This is a genomic window from Acinetobacter sp. V89_7, from assembly GCF_029967895.1.
Classification (GTDB): Bacteria; Pseudomonadota; Gammaproteobacteria; order Pseudomonadales; family Moraxellaceae; genus Acinetobacter; species Acinetobacter soli.
On record NZ_JASCAJ010000028.1, the window covers coordinates 56167 to 78653 of the forward strand.

The following is a 22487-nucleotide window of genomic DNA, read 5'->3' on the forward strand; positions in this document are numbered from 1 at the left end:
TTTTATTAATCATCGAGAGTATTCATGCGTTTATCTCCAAAGCAAGTGCAATTGTTTGAGCAAGCCAGTAAACATATTCCAGGTGGAGTCAACTCGCCAGTTCGTGCGTTTAATGGCGTTGGCGGAACGCCTGTGTTTATTAAAAAAGCACAAGGTGCATATCTTTGGGATGAAGACGACAAGCGTTATGTCGATTATGTGGGTTCGTGGGGGCCAATGATCTTGGGTCACGCGCATCCAGATATTATTCAAGCCGTACAAACTGCGGCATTAGATGGTTTGAGCTTTGGTGCACCAACCGTACATGAAACCACTTTAGCTGATATTATTTGCGATATCATGCCGTCGATTGAAATGGTTCGTATGACCAACTCGGGTACAGAGGCGACCATGACGGCAATCCGTCTGGCACGTGGTTACACCGGACGTGACAAGATTGTTAAATTTGAAGGCTGTTACCACGGTCATTCCGATTCATTGTTGGTTAAGGCGGGTTCTGGTTTACTCACACTCGGTGAAGGTGAACCGACCTCAAAAGGTGTGCCAGTCGATTTTGCAAAGCATACCCTAACGCTTCCGTATAATAATATTGAAGCCTTAAAAGAATGTTTTGCCAAGTTTGGCCATGAAATTGCTGGAGTGATTGTTGAGCCTGTTGCTGGTAACATGAATCTGGTGACACCAATTGAGGGTTTCTTACAGGCGATTCGTGATGTCTGCGATCAATATGGTGCAGTATTTATTATCGATGAAGTCATGACAGGTTTTCGTGTTTCGCTGGGTGGTGCTCAGGCTGCATACAATGTTAAACCGGATTTAACCACTTTGGGTAAAATCATCGGTGCAGGTTTGCCTGTGGGTGCTTTTGGCGGAAAGCGTGAAATCATGGAATGTATCGCACCACTTGGTGGTGTGTACCAAGCGGGTACCTTGTCTGGTAATCCATTGGCCATGCGTGCCGGAATTGCCATGTTTAAGCATCTTCGTCAGCCAGATTTTTACAATAATCTGTTTAAAAAGCTTGAGAAACTGTTAAGTGGTTTACAGGCAGCGGCAGATGAGGCAGGCATTCCGTTTAAAACCCAGCAAGCCGGTGGTATGTTTGGTTTGTATTTTACAGATCAAGAAGATATCACCAGTTTCGATTCGATGCTGGCTTGCGACATTGGTGCATTCAAAAAATTTTTCCACGGTATGCTTGAGCGTGGTGTAAATTTGGCGCCGTCTGCTTTTGAGGCTGGCTTTATCTCTGCTGCGCATAGCGATGAAGATATCGAATTTACACTTCAGGCTGCCAAAGAAACGTTTGCCGAAATGAAATAATTGATGTATCTAAAAAGCCCGGTTTCGGGCTTTTTTATTGGAGTAAACCTGATGAAAACGAAACATTACCTGACACTGGATGATGCCGAAATTCTGGTCGATGCCGCAATCAAGTATGCACAAGAGCATCAGTTTAAGGTCAGTATTGCTATTGTAGATGATGCCGGTGCACTGTTGCTCATGAAGCGTATGGATGGAGCATCTGCACTCACTGCGGGTTTAAGCCTTGAAAAGGCCAAAGCTTCAGCCTTGAGCCGCCGTCCGACCAAAGCTTTTGAAGATCTGATTCGTAATGGTCAAATGGGCTTTTTAACAGTTGATACCTTTAAAGGCCAACTTGAAGGTGGTGAGCCGATTCTTTATTTGAACGATTTGGTGGGCGCGATTGGAATTTCTGGCGTAAAGTCTTATCAAGATGCTGAAATTGCACAATATGCAATTGCGCAATTACTTGCCCAGATAAAGAGCTAATGCTTGAAAGTCGCTAATCTGCTAAAATCAAGCGCTAATTTATGAAAAAGTTGCTGAAAAACGACAGATATGCATTGTATTTCCAAGCCAAGCTTTTTATTATTGCCGGCTGATTTTTACATCACCTCTGGAAGAAAACATTGAGTAATTTTCTCACTGATCACCTGATCCATCGCGATGAAGATTTCATGGTTGTCCATAAACCAGCAGGCATACTCAGTGTTCCGGGGAAAGGCGACGCATTATTCGATAGTTTACTCACGCGCTTAGTCGAAATCGAACCCAAAACATTACTTATTCATCGTCTAGATCGCGATACCTCCGGGATTTTGGTTTTTGCCTTGAATAAAGCGGCACAAAGTGCCATTTCAAAGCAGTTCCAGTCTCGTCAAACCGATAAAACTTATCAAGCGCTTGTGGTGGGTGAGCTTCACGGAAAAGGGCAGATCAGTGTTCCCGTGGTGTATGATCCAGCACGTCCGCCATTGCATATTGCAGATCCAGATTTTAAAAAACCAGCGCTCACCGATTGGGAAGTGATGGAGCATCTGGAGATTGATGGCGTTGCGGTCACACGTGTGAAGCTCAAACCGATTACAGGGCGCTCGCATCAGCTGCGCGTACACATGCAATATCTGGGGCATCCGATTGTAGGCGATACCCTCTATGCAGAACTCGCGCATCAGCAATTGATGCCACGTTTGTGTTTGCATGCAGAGCAATTAAGTTTTTATCACCCAAAAACTGACGAGTTGATGAGCTTTCATTGTCCCGTTCCGTTTTAATGCGAAAACCCTACAACATTCGTTAAAAGTTCATTTTTTTTGATGAGCTTTATGTCAAAATACATTGCGTAAAGACTACACAAAACGACTGCCATTCATTTTTATGGCCAGCGTAAAATGTAGTGATAACTTGAGATAAAGGTGGAAAAATTGCAGCAGTTTGCTATTGGTCAACGTTGGTTGTCAGACACGGAAACTGAACTCGGCTTAGGTGTTTTAATTGATGTTGATGAGCGCTCTATCAGCATATTATTTCCTAAAAGTGATGAAACGCGTGTCTATGCACGCAACAATGCTCCTTTATCTCGGATTGTCTTCAATGTAAACGATGAAGTTCAAGACCAAGAAGGCGCCAAGTGGCAAGTCGAATCGATCGAAGATCGTAATGGTGTGTTGCGCTATAACGTGATGCGTACCCTTGCAAATGGCGAAGCAGAACGTAAAGCCTTAAACGAAACCCGTATTGGTGCCCACATTCAGCTTTCAAAACCACTCGATCGTTTACTGGCCAGCCAAATCGATTATAAAGAATGGTATGACCTGCGTATTGAAGCATTGCGTTTACAAGCGCATATGCACAGCAGTCCATTGCGTGGTTTGATTGGTGCGCGTGTTGGGCTGATTCCGCATCAGCTTTATATTGCACATGAAGTGGGACAACGTTTTGCGCCGCGCGTATTACTGGCAGACGAAGTCGGCCTTGGTAAAACCATTGAAGCAGGCTTGATTATCCATCAGCAGTTAAAAACTGGTCGTGCCGAGCGTATCTTAATTTTGGTGCCAGATTCATTGCAGTATCAGTGGATGATTGAAATGCGCCGCCGTTTCAATTTGCAATTCTCATTGTTTGATCTGACCCGTACCGCTTCTATAAAAGAGCACGACCCAGAGCTGAATCCGTTCTTGACCGAGCAATGCATTATCGCCAGCGTCGATTTAATGATTGACCATGATGACCTCAGAGAACAGGCGCTTGAAGCTGGTTTTGATTTATTGGTGGTCGATGAAGCACATCATCTGATGTGGAGCGAAGAAGAAGGGGGTAACGATCGTTACGACCTGATTGAAGAGCTTGCAGAGCAAACGCCGGGTGTCTTGTTACTCACCGCAACCCCTGAACAATTGGGTGTGGAAAGTCACTTCGCACGTTTGCGTTTATTAGATCCACAGCGCTTTAGCAGCTTAGACCGCTTCCTAGACGAAGAAGAGCAGTATCAACAAACCGCGAAAGTGGCTGAGGTATTGATGTCGGATGAGCCACTGGCTGAAGCGCATATCGGTGCAATTGAAAGCTTGCTCGGACATCGGATTGACGATATTCCAGAGCAACGCTACCGTGCCATTCATGAGTTACTCGACCGCCACGGAACTGGACGTATTTTGTTCCGTAATACCCGTGAAGCAATTCAGGGCTTTCCAGGGCGTGATTGCCAGCCTGCGGCATTAGAGGCACCAGCCGATTGGTCGCTCGACGGTAAATTACGTGAGCAAATGTGGCCTGAAGAAGGTCAGCTCGATGGTGCATGGATGCAAACCGATCCGCGTGTGCCATGGCTCATGGAGATCTTGAAAAAAGATTTAAAACACAAAAAAGTATTACTGATTGCACGTAGTGGCCCAGTGGTCGAAGCGCTAGAAAGTGCATTGCGCTTACATGCGGGTATTCGCACGGCAATGTTCCATGAAGGAATGAGCTTGCTTGAGCGCGATCAGGCGGCAGCGTATTTTGCTGAAGAAAGCTATGGTGCCCAGATTTTACTTTGCTCTGAAATTGGTTCTGAAGGTCGTAATTTCCAATTTGCCAGCGATTTGATTTTATTTGATTTACCGGCCAACCCAGATGTACTTGAGCAGCGTATTGGTCGTTTAGATCGAATTGGACAAGAAAACCGTATTCAGATTCATGTTCCTTATTTGATTGGAACAGCACAAGAACGCATGTTCCGCTGGTACAACGAAGCGCTCAATATTTTCAGTAGTATTTCGCCAACGGCACAAACCTTACAAGAAAACTTCATTGTGGACTTAAAAGAGTGTTTGCTGGCAGATTTAGGGCAAAAGTTTGAAGATTTGCTTGAAGAAGTGAATGTTCAGCGTCAGGCGCTTGAAAATGAATTGCAAGCTGGTCGAGATCGTTTACTTGAGTACAACTCATGTCGACCTGTTGTGGCACAAAAAATTGTTCAGGCACTCGAAGATTACGACGACAACACCACGCTCCCGATGTTTATGAAGCGTTTTATGTCGTCAACCAATATCGATTTTGATGAACAAAGTAACGGTACGGTGATTATTAAACCAACCGACCAGATGCAGGTACAAGGTCTGACCTTAGACGAAGATGGCATGACGGCAACCTTTTACCGTGACCAAGCGCAAATTCGTGAAGATGCACAGTATCTGACACTTGAGCATCCGTTTATCGAAAGCGTCATGGAAATGATCAATACGCAATCATTTGGTAGTACCAATGTGGCGTTGCTTAAATCGAATGCCTTGAAGCAAGGAACAATCTTGCTTGAAGTCTGGTTTAAAATAGACGTTGTGGCTCCTAAATCACTGAACTTGCAAGCGAGCCTACCAAAGCAATTGGTGCGCGTGCTGTTGAGTGAAACAGGACAAGACTTGTCTGAAAAAATTGATCCGGCTATTTTACGTCCGTATTTGCATCACCTCGATGGCAATAGCTGCCGTCAGGTTGTTAAGGCACGTCGTGATGTGATTGAGGAGCGTTATACGCAGGCACTTGGATCTGCCAAAGAAGAGTTGCCAAAACTCAAAGAGCAGGCCAAACAGCACTATAGCCAAAAATGGCAATACGAAATTGACCGTTTGACTTACTTGCAGCAATTCAATCCGAGCATTCGTCAAGACGAAATTGATCGACTGGTCAAACTGCAAAAAGAAGGAATTAGTTTGCTCGAAGAGATTTCGTTGACACCCAATGCGATTCAGGTGATGGTTGTAGTAAAACCATAAGCATCAACCAAAATGTTAGACAGTAAAAATGGGAGCAGATGCTCCCATTTTTTATATGACCCAAATTAGGTGGTTTGATCTTGCTCAATGTTGGCTTCGAGGAACCATAAATACTGGTCTAAATCTTCAAGCGCAGCATGAATGATGTCTTCAGAAATTGGATCTTTGATTTCTTCGATGGTATCACGTAGGTGGTTCGCCACTACGCCATAGCGATCTGCAAGTTCTTTCAAATGATCTTGTACATCGTGGATTTCAACTGGATACGCCTTAAGGTGCGACGTTTGGGAAACAGCTTGTGTGGTTCCGTAAGCGGTACCGCCAATCTGTACCGAACGTTCTGCAACGTTGTCTAGATGGGTAATGAGTGACGTTCTGAATGTATCAAGCATTTCGTGAACGGCAATAAAGTTACTGCCGCGCATGTTCCAGTGCGCTTGTTTGGTGATGAGAGAAAGGTCGATCAGGTTAGCCAGAATCTGGTTCAAGATTTTTACTGTAGATTCTTTAACCGCTGCATCTAGGTTGTTGCGGGTATATACTTTAAGTACTTTGCTTGTTGACTTAGCCATGAAAAACCTCTTTTTGTTATAAAGCATCAACCGACTCGAAAGTCGATTACGAAAAACACTTCATTAGGTTAATGGATAAATACGCGCTGAAATGTTTTGATTTTTAAAGTTTTTGTATAAGTTCGATAAATAAAGCGTCACATCCTGTGACATCACACTTAACGTATTTTGGCTTCATCGAGGTGTCTTGCACCTTCTAAAATCATGCGAATCATAATCATGGTTTGTTCAGCCATTGCTGTTCGTTCATCGATTGGTAAGTCAAGCACTTTGGCACCCATGGTAAACACCAGTTGGGTGATGGCACGTGACACAAGATCGGGGTGTGACAAACGGCTATGATTGAGCCGTTCAAGACGGATCAAGTCTTCTTGCAGTTCTTGCTGGAAAAAATTGAGCTGCCGCTCAACTGCTTCTTTATAAGATTTTGAGCCAGTATATGCTTCACGAAGCAGCAAGCTTAAATTGCCTTCATCTGCATCGAGCTGCTGAATAAACACCTCAACAGAGCTACGGATAATGCTGTTTTGCTTTGATGCTTGCAGGCGTGACTCACGAATGATCTGACGCAACACTAACCCAGCACGATTAATCAAATCGATTGCCAGTTCATCGATATCTCTAAAATGACGATAAAAACTATTGGGTGCAATGCCAGCTTCGCGTGCAACTTCTCTTAAGCTTAAAGACGATATACTTTTTTCGGGGCCAATTAAGTTCAGCGCGGCTTGAAATAACTCTTCTTTGGTGATGGTTGCCTTACGACCCACAGTACGAATTGGCGCTTTCTCAAAAATCTCGGGATTGTGAGAAGGATTGTCGAGCACGTGAGAAAGAGAAGTTGACGCCATATTTTGCAAGAGTTTGGTAAGTTCATCTCATTATAACCACAGCAGCTTACGATTTGAAACGTAAATAAAAGGACAACTGTATATACAAATTTATATACAGGTGTATAATAATTAAAAAAGCGACACATCGAGTAGTATCAACATGCAATCTATCTCCAAGAGAAACACACTCTTACGCTCACTGACCGAATCAGTGTTCGACCCGCATGCGACTGATTTCTGGCTTCAAAAAATCAATCCTATCTGGTCTACACATCGTGCTCTTGCAAAAATTGTGCGTAAAGAGAACGTTGCAGCTGATACAGTGTCGTTGACACTCGAGCCAAATCGCCATGTGAATCTTGGCCAGCCAGGACAGCATCATCCTGTTCGCGTGAAGGTGCAGGGCCGTCTTTATGAGCGTAACTATAGTTTGACCGAGCGCGACAACACCCTTGTACTGACAGTAAAAAAAGTGGCTGATGGCATAGTAAGCCGCTGGTTGGTCGAGGATAGTCAGGTGGGGCAGGTAATCGAGCTGGGCCAACCTTTTGGTGATATGCTTATACCTGCTCAGTCACGCGTGGTGATGCTTGCAGCGGGAAGCGGTATTACCCCAATGTTGAGCTTGATTGAAGGTATGCAGGTCAAAAGTCAGCTTCAGCACACGCCAGTCGATTTGATGTACTGGGTAAAGCGACACGAAGATGCTGCATTCTTAAATGTATTTGAAGCATTGGCAGCACAATATCCATTATTTAAATTTCATGTATTTTATACCCAAGATCAGGAGCATGATTCGCGTTTAAATGTGACTCATCTTGCTGCAATTGATGATCTTGATCAATCGACAGTTTATGCATGTGGTCCTTCAGGATTTGTAGCAACAGCCGAAGACTTGTTTGGTCATGCACAGGTATTTATGAGCGAAGCATTCAGTATGAGTGCCATTGATACTAATGAAACAGGCTTTATCAATGTAACGCTCACTCAATCCAATAAGACCGTTGCTATTCCGAAAGGTCAGTCGATTCTGGCTGGGCTCGAACAGGCGAATGTGAAACCAACTTATGGTTGCCGTATGGGAATTTGCAACAAATGTGCGTGTCAAAAAGCCACAGGCGCCACCAAAAACTTGCTCAATGCCAGCGAAAATGCTGAGCCAAACAATTTGCTTAAAATTTGCGTAAATTCGGCAAAATCTGATCTTGTTATTGATCTTTAATGTGAGTACTCCCATGAATGCACCCGTTAAACTAGAATTTTTTAAAAATCCAAAAAACAGAGAATTAACTGCCGCTGAACTAGAGGCATTTGCGAAAGAACTTGACCAAATTAAACAAGATGTTTTGGATGATATTGGTGAAAAAGACGCACGTTATATCCGTCGCGTCTATTCCGCGATTCGTTACAGCAGTGTGCTCGGGCGTGCCTGTTTATTTGCAGGCTGGTTCCCACCAGCATGGATTTTAGGTACAGGCTTGCTAGGCTTTTCTAAAATTATGGAAAACATGGAACTCGGTCATAATGTCATGCATGGTCAATACGACTGGATGAATGACCCGAAATTCAATGGTCAGACATATGAATGGGACACTGTAGGTACAGCAGATAACTGGCGTCAGACGCATAATTTTAAGCATCATACATACACCAATATCAAAGGCATTGATGATGATATCGGTTATGGTTTATTGCGTTTATTCCCAGAGCAACGCTGGAAACCCGGCTTTTTGTTGCAACCGATTTATAGTATTCCGTTCTGCCTGTTGTTTCAGTGGGGCGTGGCCATTCAAAATCTTGAAATTGGTAAACTCATTTATAAGCGTAAAACGTGGAAACAGTTTGTCGAAGAATGGAAACCAACACAAAAGAAAATTGGCAAGCAATTGTTTAAAGACTATGTGTTTTTTCCATTGATTGCAGGCCCAGCGGCATTGCCAGTCTTTACAGGCAATCTGGTGGCAAACGGTATGCGAAATGTCTGGACTTTTAGTATTATTTTTTGTGGTCACTTCACTAAAGATGTAGAAGTATTTCCAAAAACAGTACTGAAAGACGAAAGCCGTGGTCACTGGTATATGCGTCAGATTCGTGGATCGTCTAATTTGACGGGTTCAGAAGCGTTTCATATTTTGACTGGGCACTTGAGCCACCAGATTGAACATCACTTATTTCCAGATATTCCGGCACGTCGTTATCGTCAGATGGCACCTAAAGTCGAGGCTGTATGTAAAAAGTATGGACTCAACTACAACAATGCTAGCCTGCTTAAACAATATGGTCAGGTATTGGGACGTATCGTGAAATACGCGTTTCCATTTAAAAAGTAATGGTTTACTCGTAAAAAAAAAGCATGCCAGATCAATCTGGCATGCTTTTTTTGATTTAGAGTAATTACAGTGATTATTTCAATTGAATTGAACCATTGGCATTTACGGTAATTTTTGACTCTCCAGCGGCCACATCCTGAGCAGGTGCGGCTTCCGCATTTGAAAATTTTGCTAAGCTTGCACGCATCATCATCGGTTGTGGCACGTAATTACTGGTGTTCAAATTAAGACTAACAAGGTTATATCCTGATTTGTTCCATGCCTGACTCACCATTTGTGCACGTTGTTGAAAGCCCTTCGATGCTTCAATCATCAGCTCATTTTCAACTTTTTTACGTTGTTCATCGGAAACAGTGAAGTTGATCGATTCAGTTTGAAAGTTTTGCTGTAGTTCAGAAATCAGCTGACTGGTTGCCTTAAAGTCTTTGCTTTCAAGACGGATTTCGGCGCGCCCACGCCATTCTTTAAACTTACTGCTGTCGTTATCGTAAACTGGATACGTGGTTTGTGTGCCTGTTTCTACCTTAACTTGTGGATATTTACGCGCAATCGCTAAGCCTTGATTCATGGCTTGTGTAATTTGCGTAGAAAGTGCTGCCGGCTGTTTGTTACTACGTTCAATAAATAGCACGGCATGCATTTGATCATTTGAAACTTGGCGTGATGCATCTGACTGAATATTGATGACATTATAGTTCAAAGCTTCTGGTCCAGCCGCTGAGACATAACCCGAAATTGTTCCTGTAAGAAGCAAGGCTGAGAGTACTAAAGTACGCATATAAATTCCTTAAAATGTATGTTGTAAAAATTATTTTTTACTTAGAAAACATCTTAGTAATTAGTTTCATATTTTTTGAGAAGCTTTTGTGGTGAGTTTGTAATACTTTGCATCATTTTGCAATTTTAATTGATACAAATTCTATTTAAATACATAGGCTTAATATTAGGGTTTATATCGAGAGTTCAAAAAAACGCAAATAACACTGTTGATGAAAAAAAAAGCGGGTTTTCTTTAGGGTGTCACATAGTATGATGATAATTTAGGCAAGGAAAAACACGATCGTTTTTTTTGGACAAGTTATATGAAATTAAAGGCCAAAAGGTCTTTATTTTTATATAAAAAAGGGTATCATCGCCCTCCTAGTATCATAAAAGCAATCGCTGTTTTACTAGAATCCTACAAGCACCGAGTCAAAGGACCGCAAGTCACCAGACTTATTTCTTTCAACCCTTATCTGAGATGGTAATCCGATATGAGCGTTAATTCCGTAAATCCTGCCACCAATTCCACCAACGAATATTACCTGACTCGCCAAAGTCAGATGGAATCAAATGTTCGTAGCTATCCGCGCAAGTTACCTCTTGCGATAGCTCGTGCACAAGGTTGCTGGGTTACAGATGTTGAAGGTACACAATACCTCGATTGTTTAGCGGGGGCAGGGACATTGGCTCTTGGTCATAATCACCCTGCTGTTATTCAAAGTATTCAAGACACGCTAGCAAGTGGTCTGCCATTGCATACTTTGGATCTTACAACTCCTTTGAAAGATGCATTTACTGAAGCATTGCTGTCTTTTCTACCAGGTGGAAAAGAAGAATATTGCTTACAGTTCTGTGGTCCATCTGGTGCAGATGCCACTGAAGCAGCAATCAAACTTGCGAAAACCTATACAGGTCGCAGTTCAGTGATCAGTTTTTCAGGTGGCTACCATGGTATGACCCATGGTTCACTTGCAATGACTGGTAACTTAAGTGCGAAAAATGCAGTGAATAATTTAATGCCGGGCGTGCAGTTCATGCCGTATCCGCATGAATATCGTTGCCCACTTGGTTTAGGTGGTGAAGCGGGTGTCGATGCACTCACTTACTACTTCGAAAACTTTATTGAAGATGTTGAAAGCGGCGTAACCAAGCCTGCAGCTGTCATTCTTGAAGCAATTCAAGGTGAAGGCGGCGTGGTGACTGCACCAGTAAAATGGTTGCAAAAAATCCGTGAAGTGACTGAGCGTCACAACATCGTATTGATTTTAGATGAAGTTCAAGCAGGCTTTGGCCGTTCAGGTAAAATGTTTGCATTCGAACACGCAGGGATCGAGCCTGATGTTGTGGTGATGTCTAAAGCAGTGGGTGGTGGTTTACCGCTTGCTGTACTCGGTATCAAGCGCAAATTCGATGCATGGCAACCTGCTGGTCATACTGGAACATTCCGTGGTAACCAGTTAGCAATGGGTACAGGCTTGGTTGTTTTAGATACCATCAAAAATGACAAGCTTGCTCAAAATGCACATGAGCGTGGTGAATTTCTACAAGCAGAGCTGAAAAAGCTGGCACAAGAATTCCCATGTATCGGTAACGTGCGTGGCCGTGGTTTGATGGTGGGTGTCGAGATTGTCGACGAACGTAAACCAGCAGATCATATGGGTTCATTGCCTGCCGATGCACAATTGGCCGCAGCGATTCAAACTGCATGTTTTAACCATAAGTTACTGCTTGAAAAAGGTGGTCGCAACGGTACTGTGATCCGTTTACTTTGCCCGCTGATTATCAATCAAGATGAATGTGTTCAAGTCATTGAACGCTTCAAAAAAGCATTGGCGGATGCACTCAAAGCAGTTCGAGGCGAATAATCCATGGTTGATTTTGCAGAACACCGTAAAGCGTTGCTCTGTAACGATGCTGCATCTATTGCTGACTATCAGTCAGCAATGGACGACGCTGTAAAAGCTGTTGCAGCATGGCTACAAAACGACAAGATGTATACAGGTGGAAGTATCAAGGAATTGCGTTCGGCAATTGCCTTTAATCCATCTAAAGACGGATTGGGTTTACATCAGTCTCTTGAACGCATGGTTGAGCTTTTCTTAAATAAAAGCTTGAAAGTACACCATCCGTATTCGTTGGCACACTTACATTGTCCAACAATGGTGACCAGCCAGATTGCAGAAGTCTTGATCAATGCAACCAACCAATCGATGGACTCATGGGATCAAAGCCCAGCGGGTTCATTGATGGAAGTTCAGTTGATTGATTGGTTGCGTAAAAAAGTAGGCTACGGATCAGGTCAAGCTGGCGTATTCACCTCAGGTGGCACGCAATCGAACCTGATGGGTGTGCTACTGGCGCGTGACTGGGCAATTGCTAAAAACTTTACAGACGAAAATGGTCAGCCGTGGTCTGTTCAGCGTGATGGTATTCCTGCCGAAGCAATGCGTAACATCAAAGTCATTTGTTCTGAAAATGCACATTTTTCTGTGCAAAAGAACATGGCGATGATGGGTATGGGCTTTCAGTCAGTAGTCACGGTGCCTGTCAATGAGCTTGCTCAGATGGATGTCGATGCGCTGGAAAAAACCATGGCGCATTTGCAAGCCGAAGGCAAAATCGTGGCATGTGTGGTGGCAACAGCAGGCACAACTGATGCTGGTGCAATTGATCCGCTGAAAGAAATCCGTGACATCACCACAAAATATGGCGCGTGGATGCATATCGATGCGGCATGGGGTGGTGCACTGATTTTGTCGAACGACTATCGCGAGATGTTGGCTGGAATTGAATTGTCTGATTCAATCACGCTCGATTTCCATAAGCATTATTTCCAAAGCATCAGCTGTGGCGCATTCTTGCTCAAAGATGAAGCCAACTATCGCTTTATGCATTATGAAGCGGAGTATTTAAACTCAGCTTATGATGAAGAGCATGGTGTACCCAACCTTGTGTCGAAGTCTTTGCAAACGACGCGTCGCTTCGATGCATTGAAGCTTTGGATGACCATTGAGGCACTTGGTGAAGAACTTTATGGCTCTATGATTGATCATGGTGTAAAACTGACGCGTGAAGTGGCAGATTACATCAAGGCAACTGACGGCCTAGAGTTGTTGGTTGAGCCACAATTTGCATCTGTACTGTTCCGTGTTGTACCGCAAGGTTATCCGGTTGAGTTGCTTGATACCCTGAACCAAAACGTTGCAGATGAATTGTTTGCACGCGGTGATGCCAATATTGGTGTGACCAAAGTGGGTCAGGTGCAGTCGCTCAAAATGACCACGTTAAGCCCGGTTGCGACACTCGAAAACGTTCAAAATCTTTTGTCATTTGTATTGCAAGAAGCAGATCGCATTAAAGATGCAATTGCTTCAGGTACATATGTTCCAGCAATTGATTAATCGATGCGTATCAAAAAACCCAGTTTAGACTGGGTTTTTTTACGCCAATCTTTGCAGCTCAAGATTTTTAGCACATGATCTTCAACGCAAGATTTTAACACATTGACTTAAACTGCCAGTGGACTAGTCTGACGTTTATTTTTTCCTAAATATTGATTTTGTTCCTTCACTTTTTTTAGCACGATATAAGTTTTGATATGCCCGATTGCTTCACAAGTCAGGAGTCGTTCGGTCACAAAATTAGAAAGATCTTCAAGATTTTCTGCCACGACTTTTAAAATGTAATCGGCATCACCGCTGATAGAAAAAGAATCATGAATTTTTTCTTCATGTTCGATCATCTCGAGAAAAGTGATTTGAGATTTGGCCTCATGAATTCTCAAATTGATATGCACCATCGCTGTGACTTCTAGCCCCACAGCTTGCTGATCGATACGCGCGGTATAGCCTAAAATAATCCCTTTTTGTTCAAGTATTTGCCGGCGACGTGAGCACTGCGATGCAGACAACCCGATCAGATCACCAATCTCCTGATTTGTTAACCGTCCATTTTTCTGTAAAGCACTGATGATTTTCCAATCAAATTTATCCATTGCATCAAATCCTTTTTTGATACACAAAATGTGCGTTTTTATAAAAATTAGTATCCATTATGCATGAAGATCAGTGAGTCGATCACCTATTATTTTTATAGAGACAAAAAAATAGTATCAAGGAGAAGAACAATGTTTATCGAGATTGGACAATTTTTAAATCAACGTTTAAGCGAGTTAGGAATAGATCATATATTCGGATTACCCGGAGATTTCAACCTGTCGTATCTAGAACAAATCGAAGAAGATACATCGCTAGAATTTATTGGAAACTGTAATGAGCTAAATGCCGCCTATGCGGCAGATGGTTACGCGCGTAGTAATGGTGTGGCTGCTCTTGTGACCACTTATGGTGTGGGTGATTTAAGTGCAATCAATGGCATTGCTGGTGCTTATGCTGAAAATGTCCCTGTGATCTTAATTTCGGGCATTCCACCTCTGCATGCAGTCAATCGAGGGGAGTTAATTCATCACACCTTGGTTGATGGTAATTACGACAATATTATGAACTGCATGAAAGAGTTTACTGTTGCACAAACCCGTCTCACTCCAGAAAATGCAGCTTTTGAAATTGATCGTGTGCTCAAGCAGTGTTTGATCTCGCGCCGTCCAGTCTATATTCAGTTACCTTCCGATATCACTCATATCAAAATTGATGTTGATGCAAAGCCACTCGATAAACGTATTCCAAAAAGTGATCCGCAACTTTTAGAACTGGCATTAAATGAGTTTTGTGCTGAGCTCTATTCGGCCAAACGTCCAGCATTTCTGATCGATCAAACCGCCAAGGTGTATGGTTTAGGTAAAGTTTTGGCTCAAATTGCGGAAAAATACAATATTCCTTACGCGTGTCTTTGCACCGCAAAAAATGTAATTGATGAGTCGTCAGATTTGTATGCAGGAATTTATGCTGGAAGTGCAAGCCAACCCAAAACTAAAGAGATCATTGAGCAATCCGACTGCCTGATTGGAATTGGTGCGCGTTTTAGCGATGTTGGGACTGGCTTTTTTTCACATCAGATTCGCAAACATCGCTACATTGATTTAAAACAATACGATCTGACGATTTATGATCGTAACTTTGCCGGAATTGAAATCGCTGAATTTTTAACTGCATTATTACAGCGATTAAAAACCCGTGAACGTGAACCAAAGAGTTGTTCAGCTCCCTCGGTTCAAGCGCCAGAATATTCAGAACAAGATTCGCTGACTCAAGCTGCGCTATGGCGTGCAATGTCAGGCTTTTTCAAAGCCAATGATGTGATTATAGGAGAGGTTGGCACTTCCAATTCCTCTATTTCTGGTATTTGTTTACCCGCGACTGCTGATTATATTGCGCAGCCAATCTGGGGATCAATCGGCTATACATTACCTGCGTTACTGGGCAGTATGCTAGCCCAGCCAAAACGCCGCCATATTTTATTTATTGGTGATGGTTCAATCCAGTTAACCGTACAAGAGCTTTCCACAATAGTACGTCAAAAACTCAAACCGATTATTTTTGTTTTAAATAACGGGGGGTATACCATTGAGCGTTTAATTCTCGGCGAAAAATCATCGTATAACGATATCCAGAACTGGAACTATACCGAAGTAATGCGGGTGTTTAATGGAGCAGATGCCTACAGCACACATATCGTCGAGACAGTAGGGCAGTTACATACAGTACTGGATCAGCTTGAGTCGAGCCAAACGTTGGCGCTGATTGAGCTTAAACTTCCTGTCATGGATGCACCAGCCAGTCTGACCAAATTTGCCGATGTAGTGGCGCAATACGATTATGGTCATTATAGCTATCAACAACTCAAACCAAAGACCGCCGATATACTCAGCCCGGTCGGCACCTATAAATAAAAGACTATCAGGACACTGTGCGATAACCAATCACCACAGTGTCTTTTTTATTGAGATTAAGCATTTAAGGGGTATTCATAAGAACTTTATTATTTAAATTCACATCGTAAAAGATTCAAAGGAACGCACAGGAGTGTGCAAATTGAACCATGGAGCGCAGTAATGGAAGCACAACAAACGAACGAGTTAAAACAAGGATTATCGAATCGGCATATTCAGTTAATTGCTCTAGGAGGAGCCGTAGGGACAGGGCTGTTTTTAGGTATTTCACAAACCATTAAGTTGGCAGGGCCATCGGTTTTACTGGGTTATGCAATCGCAGGCATCATTGCATTTCTGATTATGCGACACTTGGGTGAAATGGTTGTCGAGGAACCGGTCAGTGGGTCTTTTAGCTATTTTGCCAACAAATACTGGGGTCCAATGGCCGGTTTTATGTCTGGCTGGAACTACTGGGTGTTATACGTGTTGGTCAGCATGGCCGAATTGAGTGCAATTGGTACCTTCGTACAGTTTTGGTTGCCCGAATTACCCACATGGATCACTGCGCTTTTTTTCTTTATTGCCATTAATGCCATAAACCTCATCAATGTACGTTTTTTTGGTGAATCTGAGTTTTTATTTTCCTGTATCAAGATTATTGCGATTTTCAGCATGATCTTCTTCGGTTTATATTTGTTGATATCAGGCGATGCTGGACCTCAGGCCAGCGTGGCCAATCTCTGGCAATTTGGTGGCTTTTTTCCAAATGGAATCCAAGGCTTTATCATGTCCTTGGCCATTATCATGTTTGCCTTTGGTGGATTAGAGCTGATTGGTATTACGGCGGCAGAAACCAAAAATCCATCCAAGACTATTCCTAAAGCGGTCAATCAAATTGTGTATCGTATTCTGATTTTTTATATTGGTGCGATCGGAGTTTTGCTGTGCTTATTTCCATGGAATCAGTTGGCTCAAGGCGGTAGTCCTTTTGTTTTGATTTTTCAGTCGCTAAACAGCCACGGTGTCGCCAATATTTTAAATTTTGTGGTGTTGGTGGCTGCAATCTCGGTATATAACAGTTGTATTTACTGTAACAGTCGAATGCTGCACGGTTTGGCCATGCAAGGTAATGCGCCACGAGTCCTACAACGAGTGAATCGTCGTGGTATTCCGGTATATGCTGCTGGTGTTTCAGCGTCTATTACAGCGCTTTGCGTATTAATTAATTACTTAATGCCAGGCAAAGCCTTTCAATTTTTGATGATGCTGGTGGTCGCAGCGTTAGTGGTCAACTGGCTCATGATTTCTTGGACACATCTGAAATTTCGAAAAGCGATGCAGCAACGACATCATCAAACGACGTTTCAAAGCATCATGAGTCCATGGAGTAACTATTTAACGATTGCCTTTATTTTTGGTATCCTGATCATTATGAGTATCACGCCGGATATGCGACTTGCCGTAATGCTGGTCCCTATCTGGTTGATCGTGCTGGCAGTGGTGTATCAGCTTAAATACCGTAAAAAAGACATCTTGACTGCTGAAGCTCAAACGCATTCATAAGCACAGCAGACAAAAAAAGAGTTCGCTTTCGAACTCTTTTTTCATGGATATCATCAGCTGATCTGCACCTCAGTGTTGCAGACCAGTCTTTTATTTAAGCTGCACGTTCAACCAGCGTTAAAATATCGTAGGTTGCCACCAGCTCTTCGCGTTGATTTTTTACTTTAATGTCCCAGACCACCACACCGTGCGGTTTTTGCGTTGGATCGTTGAGTGTTTTTGGGGTTTTTTGTTTACAGGTCAACTCAACTTGAATGGTATCGCCAATTTTTACAGGCTCGACAAAGCGTAAATTGTCCATACCGTAATTGGCAATGACTGGCCCGGGAGCTGCATCGACAAATAACCCCGCAGCAGCAGAGACAATAAAGTAGCCATGTGCCACGCGCTCACCAAACAGCGAGTCTTTGGCTGCAATTTGATCCATATGCGCATAAAAATGATCGCCACTTAAGCAAGCAAAATTGACAATATCGGCTTCAGTCACGGTACGGCGTGCAGTTTTTAAACGCTCACCAATTTCCAGTTCATCAAACGTTTTTCGAAATGGATGAACGCGATCTTCCACAATGTGGGCGCCTGCTGTCCAGCTTTGCCCCAGTTGGGTGAGTGCATTTGGCGATCCTTGTATGGCTGTACGTTGCATATAGTGTTTCACCGCACGTAGGCCACCCAGTTCTTCACCTCCACCCGCACGCCCCGGACCGCCATGTACCAATTGAGGTAATGGAGAGCCATGACCAGTACTTTCTTTAGCACTTTCCTGATCTAAAATATGAATTCGGCCATGCCATGGCGCAATTTTTGCAATCAGCGCTTCAATATTTTGATGACTTTCACGTACCACTGACGCGACTAAGCTACCTGCACCTTTGGCAATCAGTACTGCCAATTGCTCCAGATCATCGTACGGCATGAGCGTACATACGGGGCCAAATGCCTCTGTTTCATGTATGGATGTGGCTTGAACAGGATCATTGCACAGCAGTAGTGTTGGCGGGTAAAAGGCTCCTAATGTGGTATCTTCGGCGTGAATTAGACAATCATTACGCAAGTGACTTCCAAACACAATTTGCGCTTCTTGGGCCAATACTTCAACACAAGCTGCAACGTCTTGCTGCTGTTTTTTGCTGGCCAAAGCGCCCATGGTAACGTCTGCTCGACTAGGGTCTCCAACCACAACCTTTTTTAGTTGCTCCATGAGCTGCTGTTGAACTGTCTCTAGCGCGGCTTTAGGTACAAAAGCACGTCGGATGGCGGTACATTTCTGGCCTGCTTTACTGGTCATTTCATTGACCACTTGCTGTACAAAAAGTGCAATAGTGGCTTCACTACAATCTTCAGTCAAGATGGCGCTATTGATTGAATCGGCTTCCATGCTAAAAGGAATTGAATAACGATTTAAATGTGGATGCGCTCTGAGCTGCTGCCCAGTTTGTGCAGAACCCGTAAATGTAACGGTATCTTGAGCATTTAAATGATCAAGTAAGTCATGGATCTGCCCGCAAATGAGTTGTAAAGCACCATCGGGTAAGTATCCGCTCGCCAAGATATCCTGTACAACCGCATGGGTTAAAGCGGCACCTTCTGTGGCGGGTTTCACAATACAAGGTACACCTGCCAGTAACGTTGGCGCAATTTTTTCTAACATCCCCCAGATAGGAAAGTTAAACGCATTGATGTGTAGCGCAACGCCAGCTTTGGGATGCAAAATATGTTTAGCACCAAAGTTGCCTTTTTTTGATAGTGGAATCCACGCATCTTCGACCAATGTTGTAGCATCGCTTAGTTCGCGTCGAACGAGGCTAGAATACGCAAAAAGTGTACCGATACCGCCTTCGATATCAATCCAAGCATCTTTACGGGTACATCCCGTGGCTTGTGCCAATGTGTAATAGTGTTCTTTACGATCAAGTAAATATTGCGCCACCTTTTTAAGCGCATTCGCACGATGATGAAATGTCCATTTCGCAAGTACTGCACCATGTTGTTTTGCATAATCCACTACAGCTTGAACATTTAGACCATCACTACTTACCCGATAAATAGCAGCACCGTTAATGGCATGATGCACTGTGCGAGTATTGGTATCTGAGGTGTAGGATTCACCACACACCAATGAACTTAATGCGGGCGCAAGCGATACATTTGGCTCCGAATGTGCAGAAACATGCGCGTCTGAATCAACCAGGTACATAGTTAAACTCCATTTATGATACGTTTTCATTCATTTTTTAATTATTGCGTTACTTAATTTCTAATAGAGCTATATAAAAGTCAATTAAAATTCGCTGTTATAAAAATATTTAAAAAATAAAATTAATATAAAACAAAATCTTGATCAAGTTTCATTTTAAAAAAATAAATGATACTAAAAATTAATATTGATTTTTATTTTGTATCAAATTAACTTAAGTGTATGGATACTTTTGACGAGTAAGTGAATCATGAGCACGCAACAGGAACGGTTTGATCAGTGCATAAAACAAGACTCTTTTATTGAGCCCAAAGACTGGATGCCCGACGCATATCGCAAAACCTTGATTCGTCAGATTGGTCAGCATGGTCACTCTGAGGTGGTGGGTATGTTGCCAGAAGGGAACTGGATCACACGGGCACCCACGCTCAAACGTAAAGCGGTGTTGCTGGCGAAAGTTCAAGATGAAGCTGGTCATGGGCTTTACTTATACAGTGCGGCCGAAACACTCGGTGCAGATCGTGATGACATGATGCAAAAGCTGATCGATGGGAAAATGAAATATTCTTCAATTTTTAACTATCCGACGCTGACTTGGGCAGATGTGGCAGCCATTGGCTGGCTTGTCGATGGTGCAGCAATTGTCAATCAGGTCGCGCTATGTAGAACCTCGTACGGGCCTTATGCACGTGCCATGGTTCGCATTTGTAAAGAAGAAAGCTTTCATCAGCGCCAAGGCTTTGAAGCCATGATGCAACTGGCAAATGGTACTGAAGAACAAAAACAAATGGCACAAGATGCGGTTAATCGTTTCTGGTGGCCAGCCTTGATGATGTTTGGCCCAAGCGACGACAACTCGCCCAATAGTGCTCAGAGCATGTTCTGGAAAATTAAACTCTTTAGTAACGACGAGTTACGACAAAAATTTATCGATAACACCGTACCGCAGGTTCATCAGCTTGGTCTGACTGTTCCGGATTCGAAATTACAGTGGAATGAAAGCACTCAGCATTATGAGTTTGGCGAAATTAATTGGAATGAATTTAATGCAGTGATCGCAGGAAGAGGACCTTGTAATCAGGAGCGTCTAGCAGCACGCCGTAAAGCATGGGAAGACGGCCAGTGGGTACGAGAGTCTGCAGCGGTTTATGCACAAAAACAAACTGCTAAAGTTGCATAACTGAGCGAAAGCACCAATAGGAAAACAAGGAATAACAATCATGGAATATAAAAATAACTGGTCATTGTATGAAGTGTTTATTCGCAGCAAACAAGGTTTAAGTCACCGACATGTTGGCAGTTTACGCGCATCTGATGATGAAGTGGCGCTTCAAAATGCACGTGATGTTTATACGCGGCGTAATGAAGGAACGAGTATTTGGGTGGTGAAGTCTGAGTTAATTCGTTCATCTCAACCTGAAGAGAAGCCAGAATTTTTTGAACCGTCACAAGACAAAGTCTACCGTCATCCGACCTTCTATACCATTCCCGATGGTATTGAGCACATGTAATGCGGAGACTACTTATGAACACTTCAGTATTTTCACAGTTTTTGCTGCACATTGGCGACAGTCATTTAATTTTATCTCATCGCTTATCTGAGTGGTGTGGTCATGCACCCGAACTAGAGCTTGATATTGCACTTGCCAATATTGGTCTAGATTTATTGGGTCAGGCACGTACTGTATTGAGTCTGGCGGGAGAAATTGAAGGACAAGGACGCGATGAAGATCGTCTGGCTTATTTTCGTCATGAACGAGAGTATCGCAATCTATTGCTGACCGAGCAACCGAATGGCGATTTTGGGCAAACCATCGTTAGACAATGGTTGATGGATCATTATCATGCACTGCTTTTTCGTGCCTTAAGTGAGAGTAAGCATGAAGGGCTTACAGCATTTGCAGTCAAGTCACTCAAAGAGGTGAATTATCATCTGCGTTTTTCAAGCACATGGATGGAGCGCTTGAGTCTGGGTACAACAACTGCACATGAGAAAATCCAACATGGACTCGCTCAGCTTTGGCGCTTTACCGATGAGCTTTTTGATCTGACCCCAGAAGAACATTCACTGGTCGAGGCAGAAATCATTCCAGATCTTGCACCGCTAAAACATATCTGGCAAACACGCGTAACCGAAGAGCTTACACGTTTGGGCTTACAAATACCTGAATTGGGTGCGTATCGTCGTGGAGCCAAGCAGGGCTTGCATACCGAGCATCTGGGTTATGTACTGGCAGAAATGCAATATATGCAGCGTAGTTATCCAAATATGGTGTGGTAAAACAGCCATATACAGGAGGTATGACGTGAAACAGATTCGATTACTCAACGATACTTGCTGGGACATATTGTCGCAGATTTCAGATCCAGAGATTCCAGTGCTTTCAATTATCGATTTAGGCATGATCCGGGGCGTTGAAATCAATAATCAAGACGAGATTATCATCAAGCTCACGCCAACCTATAGTGGTTGCCCAGCAACAGATTTGCTCAAGGCTGAGATATTATCGGCATTTGAGCAGCAGGGTTTATTACCGGCGCAGGTGGTGATCGATCTGAGTCAAGCATGGACGACAGATTGGATGACAGATACAGGCAAGCGCAAGCTTAGAGCTTACGGCATTGCACCGCCACAAGGTGATGCTCACCAGTGTGGCACGCATGTCGCTTTGCAAGATGGCATCGAGTGTCCACATTGCCATAGCCGTCACACCAGATTAGTCAGTGAATTTGGTTCAACCGCATGCAAGGCGTTATACAAATGTCAAAGCTGCCTCGAGCCTTTTGATTACTTTAAATGTATCTGACGCTTAAACAAACAATAAAAATAGCGTCACGCTAA

19 protein-coding genes are annotated in these 22487 nt (G+C 43.3%); 14 read left to right on the plus strand and 5 right to left on the minus strand.

Annotated elements, in window-relative coordinates; all coding sequences use genetic code 11:
* Nucleotides 1-24: 24 nt before the first annotated feature.
* The 4 genes from hemL to rapA all read left to right on the plus strand — a co-directional run bounded on the left by hemL (nucleotide 25) and on the right by rapA (nucleotide 5558).
* A complete protein-coding gene (gene hemL / locus QLG00_RS09190; protein ID WP_282470842.1) occupies nucleotides 25-1323 on the plus strand; it encodes a glutamate-1-semialdehyde 2,1-aminomutase in 1299 nt (432 codons plus the stop codon).
* A 51-nt stretch (nucleotides 1324-1374) separates the two neighbouring features.
* Entirely contained in the window at nucleotides 1375-1794 is a 420-nt protein-coding gene (locus tag QLG00_RS09195; RefSeq protein WP_282470843.1) for a heme-binding protein, read from the plus strand.
* Nucleotides 1795-1934: 140 nt separating this feature from the next.
* On the plus strand, nucleotides 1935-2579 hold the full coding sequence (locus QLG00_RS09200) for an RluA family pseudouridine synthase (protein ID WP_282470844.1): 645 nt from the start codon (nucleotides 1935-1937) through the stop codon (nucleotides 2577-2579).
* 141 nt (nucleotides 2580-2720) lie between these two features.
* The gene (gene rapA / locus QLG00_RS09205) at nucleotides 2721-5558 is read left to right on the plus strand and encodes an RNA polymerase-associated protein RapA (RefSeq protein WP_004936414.1); all 2838 of its coding nucleotides are present in this window, start codon (nucleotides 2721-2723) and stop codon (nucleotides 5556-5558) included.
* A 65-nt stretch (nucleotides 5559-5623) separates the two neighbouring features.
* Here the strand turns inward: rapA and dps are convergent, their stop codons facing one another.
* Nucleotides 5624-6130, minus strand: a complete 507-nt coding sequence (gene dps / locus QLG00_RS09210; RefSeq protein ID WP_004936417.1) for a DNA starvation/stationary phase protection protein Dps — start codon at nucleotides 6128-6130, stop codon at nucleotides 5624-5626.
* A 158-nt stretch (nucleotides 6131-6288) separates the two neighbouring features.
* Nucleotides 6289-6981, minus strand: coding sequence for an HTH-type transcriptional repressor FabR (fabR, locus tag QLG00_RS09215; RefSeq protein WP_004936421.1), 693 nt, complete (start codon nucleotides 6979-6981; stop codon nucleotides 6289-6291).
* Nucleotides 6982-7123: 142 nt separating this feature from the next.
* On the opposite strand from fabR, the gene QLG00_RS09220 reads away from it, so the two are divergent.
* Both QLG00_RS09220 and QLG00_RS09225 read left to right on the plus strand, forming a co-directional pair.
* Nucleotides 7124-8185: a ferredoxin reductase gene (locus tag QLG00_RS09220; protein ID WP_004946394.1), complete on the plus strand. Its 1062-nt coding sequence runs from the start codon at nucleotides 7124-7126 to the stop codon at nucleotides 8183-8185.
* Nucleotides 8186-8198: 13 nt separating this feature from the next.
* Entirely contained in the window at nucleotides 8199-9293 is a 1095-nt protein-coding gene (locus tag QLG00_RS09225; protein ID WP_004936426.1) for an acyl-CoA desaturase, read from the plus strand.
* Nucleotides 9294-9366: 73 nt separating this feature from the next.
* On the opposite strand, the gene QLG00_RS09230 is transcribed toward QLG00_RS09225, so the two are convergent.
* Entirely contained in the window at nucleotides 9367-10071 is a 705-nt protein-coding gene (locus QLG00_RS09230) for an SIMPL domain-containing protein (protein ID WP_282470845.1), read from the minus strand.
* Nucleotides 10072-10546: 475 nt separating this feature from the next.
* Here QLG00_RS09230 and QLG00_RS09235 point away from each other — a divergent pair, with 475 nt between their 5' ends.
* Together QLG00_RS09235 and QLG00_RS09240 are read left to right on the plus strand one after the other, a co-directional pair.
* Nucleotides 10547-11920, plus strand: a complete 1374-nt coding sequence (locus tag QLG00_RS09235; RefSeq protein ID WP_004936432.1) for a diaminobutyrate--2-oxoglutarate transaminase — start codon at nucleotides 10547-10549, stop codon at nucleotides 11918-11920.
* Nucleotides 11921-11923: 3 nt separating this feature from the next.
* Nucleotides 11924-13456, plus strand: coding sequence for an aspartate aminotransferase family protein (locus QLG00_RS09240; RefSeq protein ID WP_004946409.1), 1533 nt, complete (start codon nucleotides 11924-11926; stop codon nucleotides 13454-13456).
* Between the two features lie 107 nt (nucleotides 13457-13563).
* Here QLG00_RS09240 and QLG00_RS09245 read toward each other — a convergent pair whose 3' ends face one another.
* Nucleotides 13564-14049 (minus strand): Lrp/AsnC family transcriptional regulator, encoded by a 486-nt coding sequence (locus tag QLG00_RS09245; RefSeq protein WP_004936439.1) that lies wholly within the window; start codon nucleotides 14047-14049, stop codon nucleotides 13564-13566.
* 132 nt (nucleotides 14050-14181) lie between these two features.
* On the opposite strand from QLG00_RS09245, the gene QLG00_RS09250 reads away from it, so the two are divergent.
* The gene (locus QLG00_RS09250; protein WP_282470846.1) at nucleotides 14182-15903 is read left to right on the plus strand and encodes a thiamine pyrophosphate-binding protein; all 1722 of its coding nucleotides are present in this window, start codon (nucleotides 14182-14184) and stop codon (nucleotides 15901-15903) included.
* 162 nt (nucleotides 15904-16065) lie between these two features.
* Nucleotides 16066-17448 (plus strand): amino acid permease, encoded by a 1383-nt coding sequence (locus QLG00_RS09255; RefSeq protein ID WP_151795717.1) that lies wholly within the window; start codon nucleotides 16066-16068, stop codon nucleotides 17446-17448.
* Nucleotides 17449-17542: 94 nt separating this feature from the next.
* Here the strand turns inward: QLG00_RS09255 and paaZ are convergent, their stop codons facing one another.
* Nucleotides 17543-19645 carry a phenylacetic acid degradation bifunctional protein PaaZ gene (gene paaZ / locus QLG00_RS09260; RefSeq protein WP_282470847.1) on the minus strand — a complete coding sequence of 701 codons (2103 nt, stop codon included), beginning with the start codon at nucleotides 19643-19645 and terminating at the stop codon, nucleotides 17543-17545.
* A 250-nt stretch (nucleotides 19646-19895) separates the two neighbouring features.
* Between paaZ and paaA the strand changes: the two genes are divergently transcribed.
* From paaA to paaD, 4 genes are read left to right on the plus strand one after another with little or no spacing between them, the layout of a single operon-like run.
* Nucleotides 19896-20825 carry a 1,2-phenylacetyl-CoA epoxidase subunit PaaA gene (gene paaA / locus QLG00_RS09265; RefSeq protein ID WP_282470848.1) on the plus strand — a complete coding sequence of 310 codons (930 nt, stop codon included), beginning with the start codon at nucleotides 19896-19898 and terminating at the stop codon, nucleotides 20823-20825.
* Nucleotides 20826-20865: 40 nt separating this feature from the next.
* Nucleotides 20866-21156 (plus strand): 1,2-phenylacetyl-CoA epoxidase subunit PaaB, encoded by a 291-nt coding sequence (paaB, locus tag QLG00_RS09270; protein ID WP_025094253.1) that lies wholly within the window; start codon nucleotides 20866-20868, stop codon nucleotides 21154-21156.
* A 14-nt stretch (nucleotides 21157-21170) separates the two neighbouring features.
* Entirely contained in the window at nucleotides 21171-21926 is a 756-nt protein-coding gene (gene paaC / locus QLG00_RS09275) for a 1,2-phenylacetyl-CoA epoxidase subunit PaaC (RefSeq protein ID WP_282470849.1), read from the plus strand.
* A gap of 25 nt (nucleotides 21927-21951) precedes the next feature.
* Entirely contained in the window at nucleotides 21952-22452 is a 501-nt protein-coding gene (gene paaD / locus QLG00_RS09280; protein WP_282470850.1) for a 1,2-phenylacetyl-CoA epoxidase subunit PaaD, read from the plus strand.
* Nucleotides 22453-22487 lie beyond the last annotated feature (35 nt).

What these genes read in the sequence shown, in the direction of transcription:
- hemL (WP_282470842.1), top strand. Translation starts at nt 25, where the DNA reads ATGCGTTTATCTCCAAAGCAAGTGCAATTGTTTGAGCAAGCCAGTAAA.
- QLG00_RS09195 (WP_282470843.1), top strand. Translation starts at nt 1,375, where the DNA reads ATGAAAACGAAACATTACCTGACACTGGATGATGCCGAAATTCTGGTC.
- dps (WP_004936417.1), bottom strand. Translation starts at nt 6,130, where the DNA reads ATGGCTAAGTCAACAAGCAAAGTACTTAAAGTATATACCCGCAACAAC.
- fabR (WP_004936421.1), bottom strand. Translation starts at nt 6,981, where the DNA reads ATGGCGTCAACTTCTCTTTCTCACGTGCTCGACAATCCTTCTCACAAT.
- QLG00_RS09220 (WP_004946394.1), top strand. Translation starts at nt 7,124, where the DNA reads ATGCAATCTATCTCCAAGAGAAACACACTCTTACGCTCACTGACCGAA.
- QLG00_RS09225 (WP_004936426.1), top strand. Translation starts at nt 8,199, where the DNA reads ATGAATGCACCCGTTAAACTAGAATTTTTTAAAAATCCAAAAAACAGA.
- QLG00_RS09230 (WP_282470845.1), bottom strand. Translation starts at nt 10,071, where the DNA reads ATGCGTACTTTAGTACTCTCAGCCTTGCTTCTTACAGGAACAATTTCG.
- QLG00_RS09235 (WP_004936432.1), top strand. Translation starts at nt 10,547, where the DNA reads ATGAGCGTTAATTCCGTAAATCCTGCCACCAATTCCACCAACGAATAT.
- QLG00_RS09240 (WP_004946409.1), top strand. Translation starts at nt 11,924, where the DNA reads ATGGTTGATTTTGCAGAACACCGTAAAGCGTTGCTCTGTAACGATGCT.
- QLG00_RS09245 (WP_004936439.1), bottom strand. Translation starts at nt 14,049, where the DNA reads ATGGATAAATTTGATTGGAAAATCATCAGTGCTTTACAGAAAAATGGA.
- QLG00_RS09250 (WP_282470846.1), top strand. Translation starts at nt 14,182, where the DNA reads ATGTTTATCGAGATTGGACAATTTTTAAATCAACGTTTAAGCGAGTTA.
- QLG00_RS09255 (WP_151795717.1), top strand. Translation starts at nt 16,066, where the DNA reads ATGGAAGCACAACAAACGAACGAGTTAAAACAAGGATTATCGAATCGG.
- paaZ (WP_282470847.1), bottom strand. Translation starts at nt 19,645, where the DNA reads ATGTACCTGGTTGATTCAGACGCGCATGTTTCTGCACATTCGGAGCCA.
- paaA (WP_282470848.1), top strand. Translation starts at nt 19,896, where the DNA reads ATGAGCACGCAACAGGAACGGTTTGATCAGTGCATAAAACAAGACTCT.
- paaB (WP_025094253.1), top strand. Translation starts at nt 20,866, where the DNA reads ATGGAATATAAAAATAACTGGTCATTGTATGAAGTGTTTATTCGCAGC.
- paaC (WP_282470849.1), top strand. Translation starts at nt 21,171, where the DNA reads ATGAACACTTCAGTATTTTCACAGTTTTTGCTGCACATTGGCGACAGT.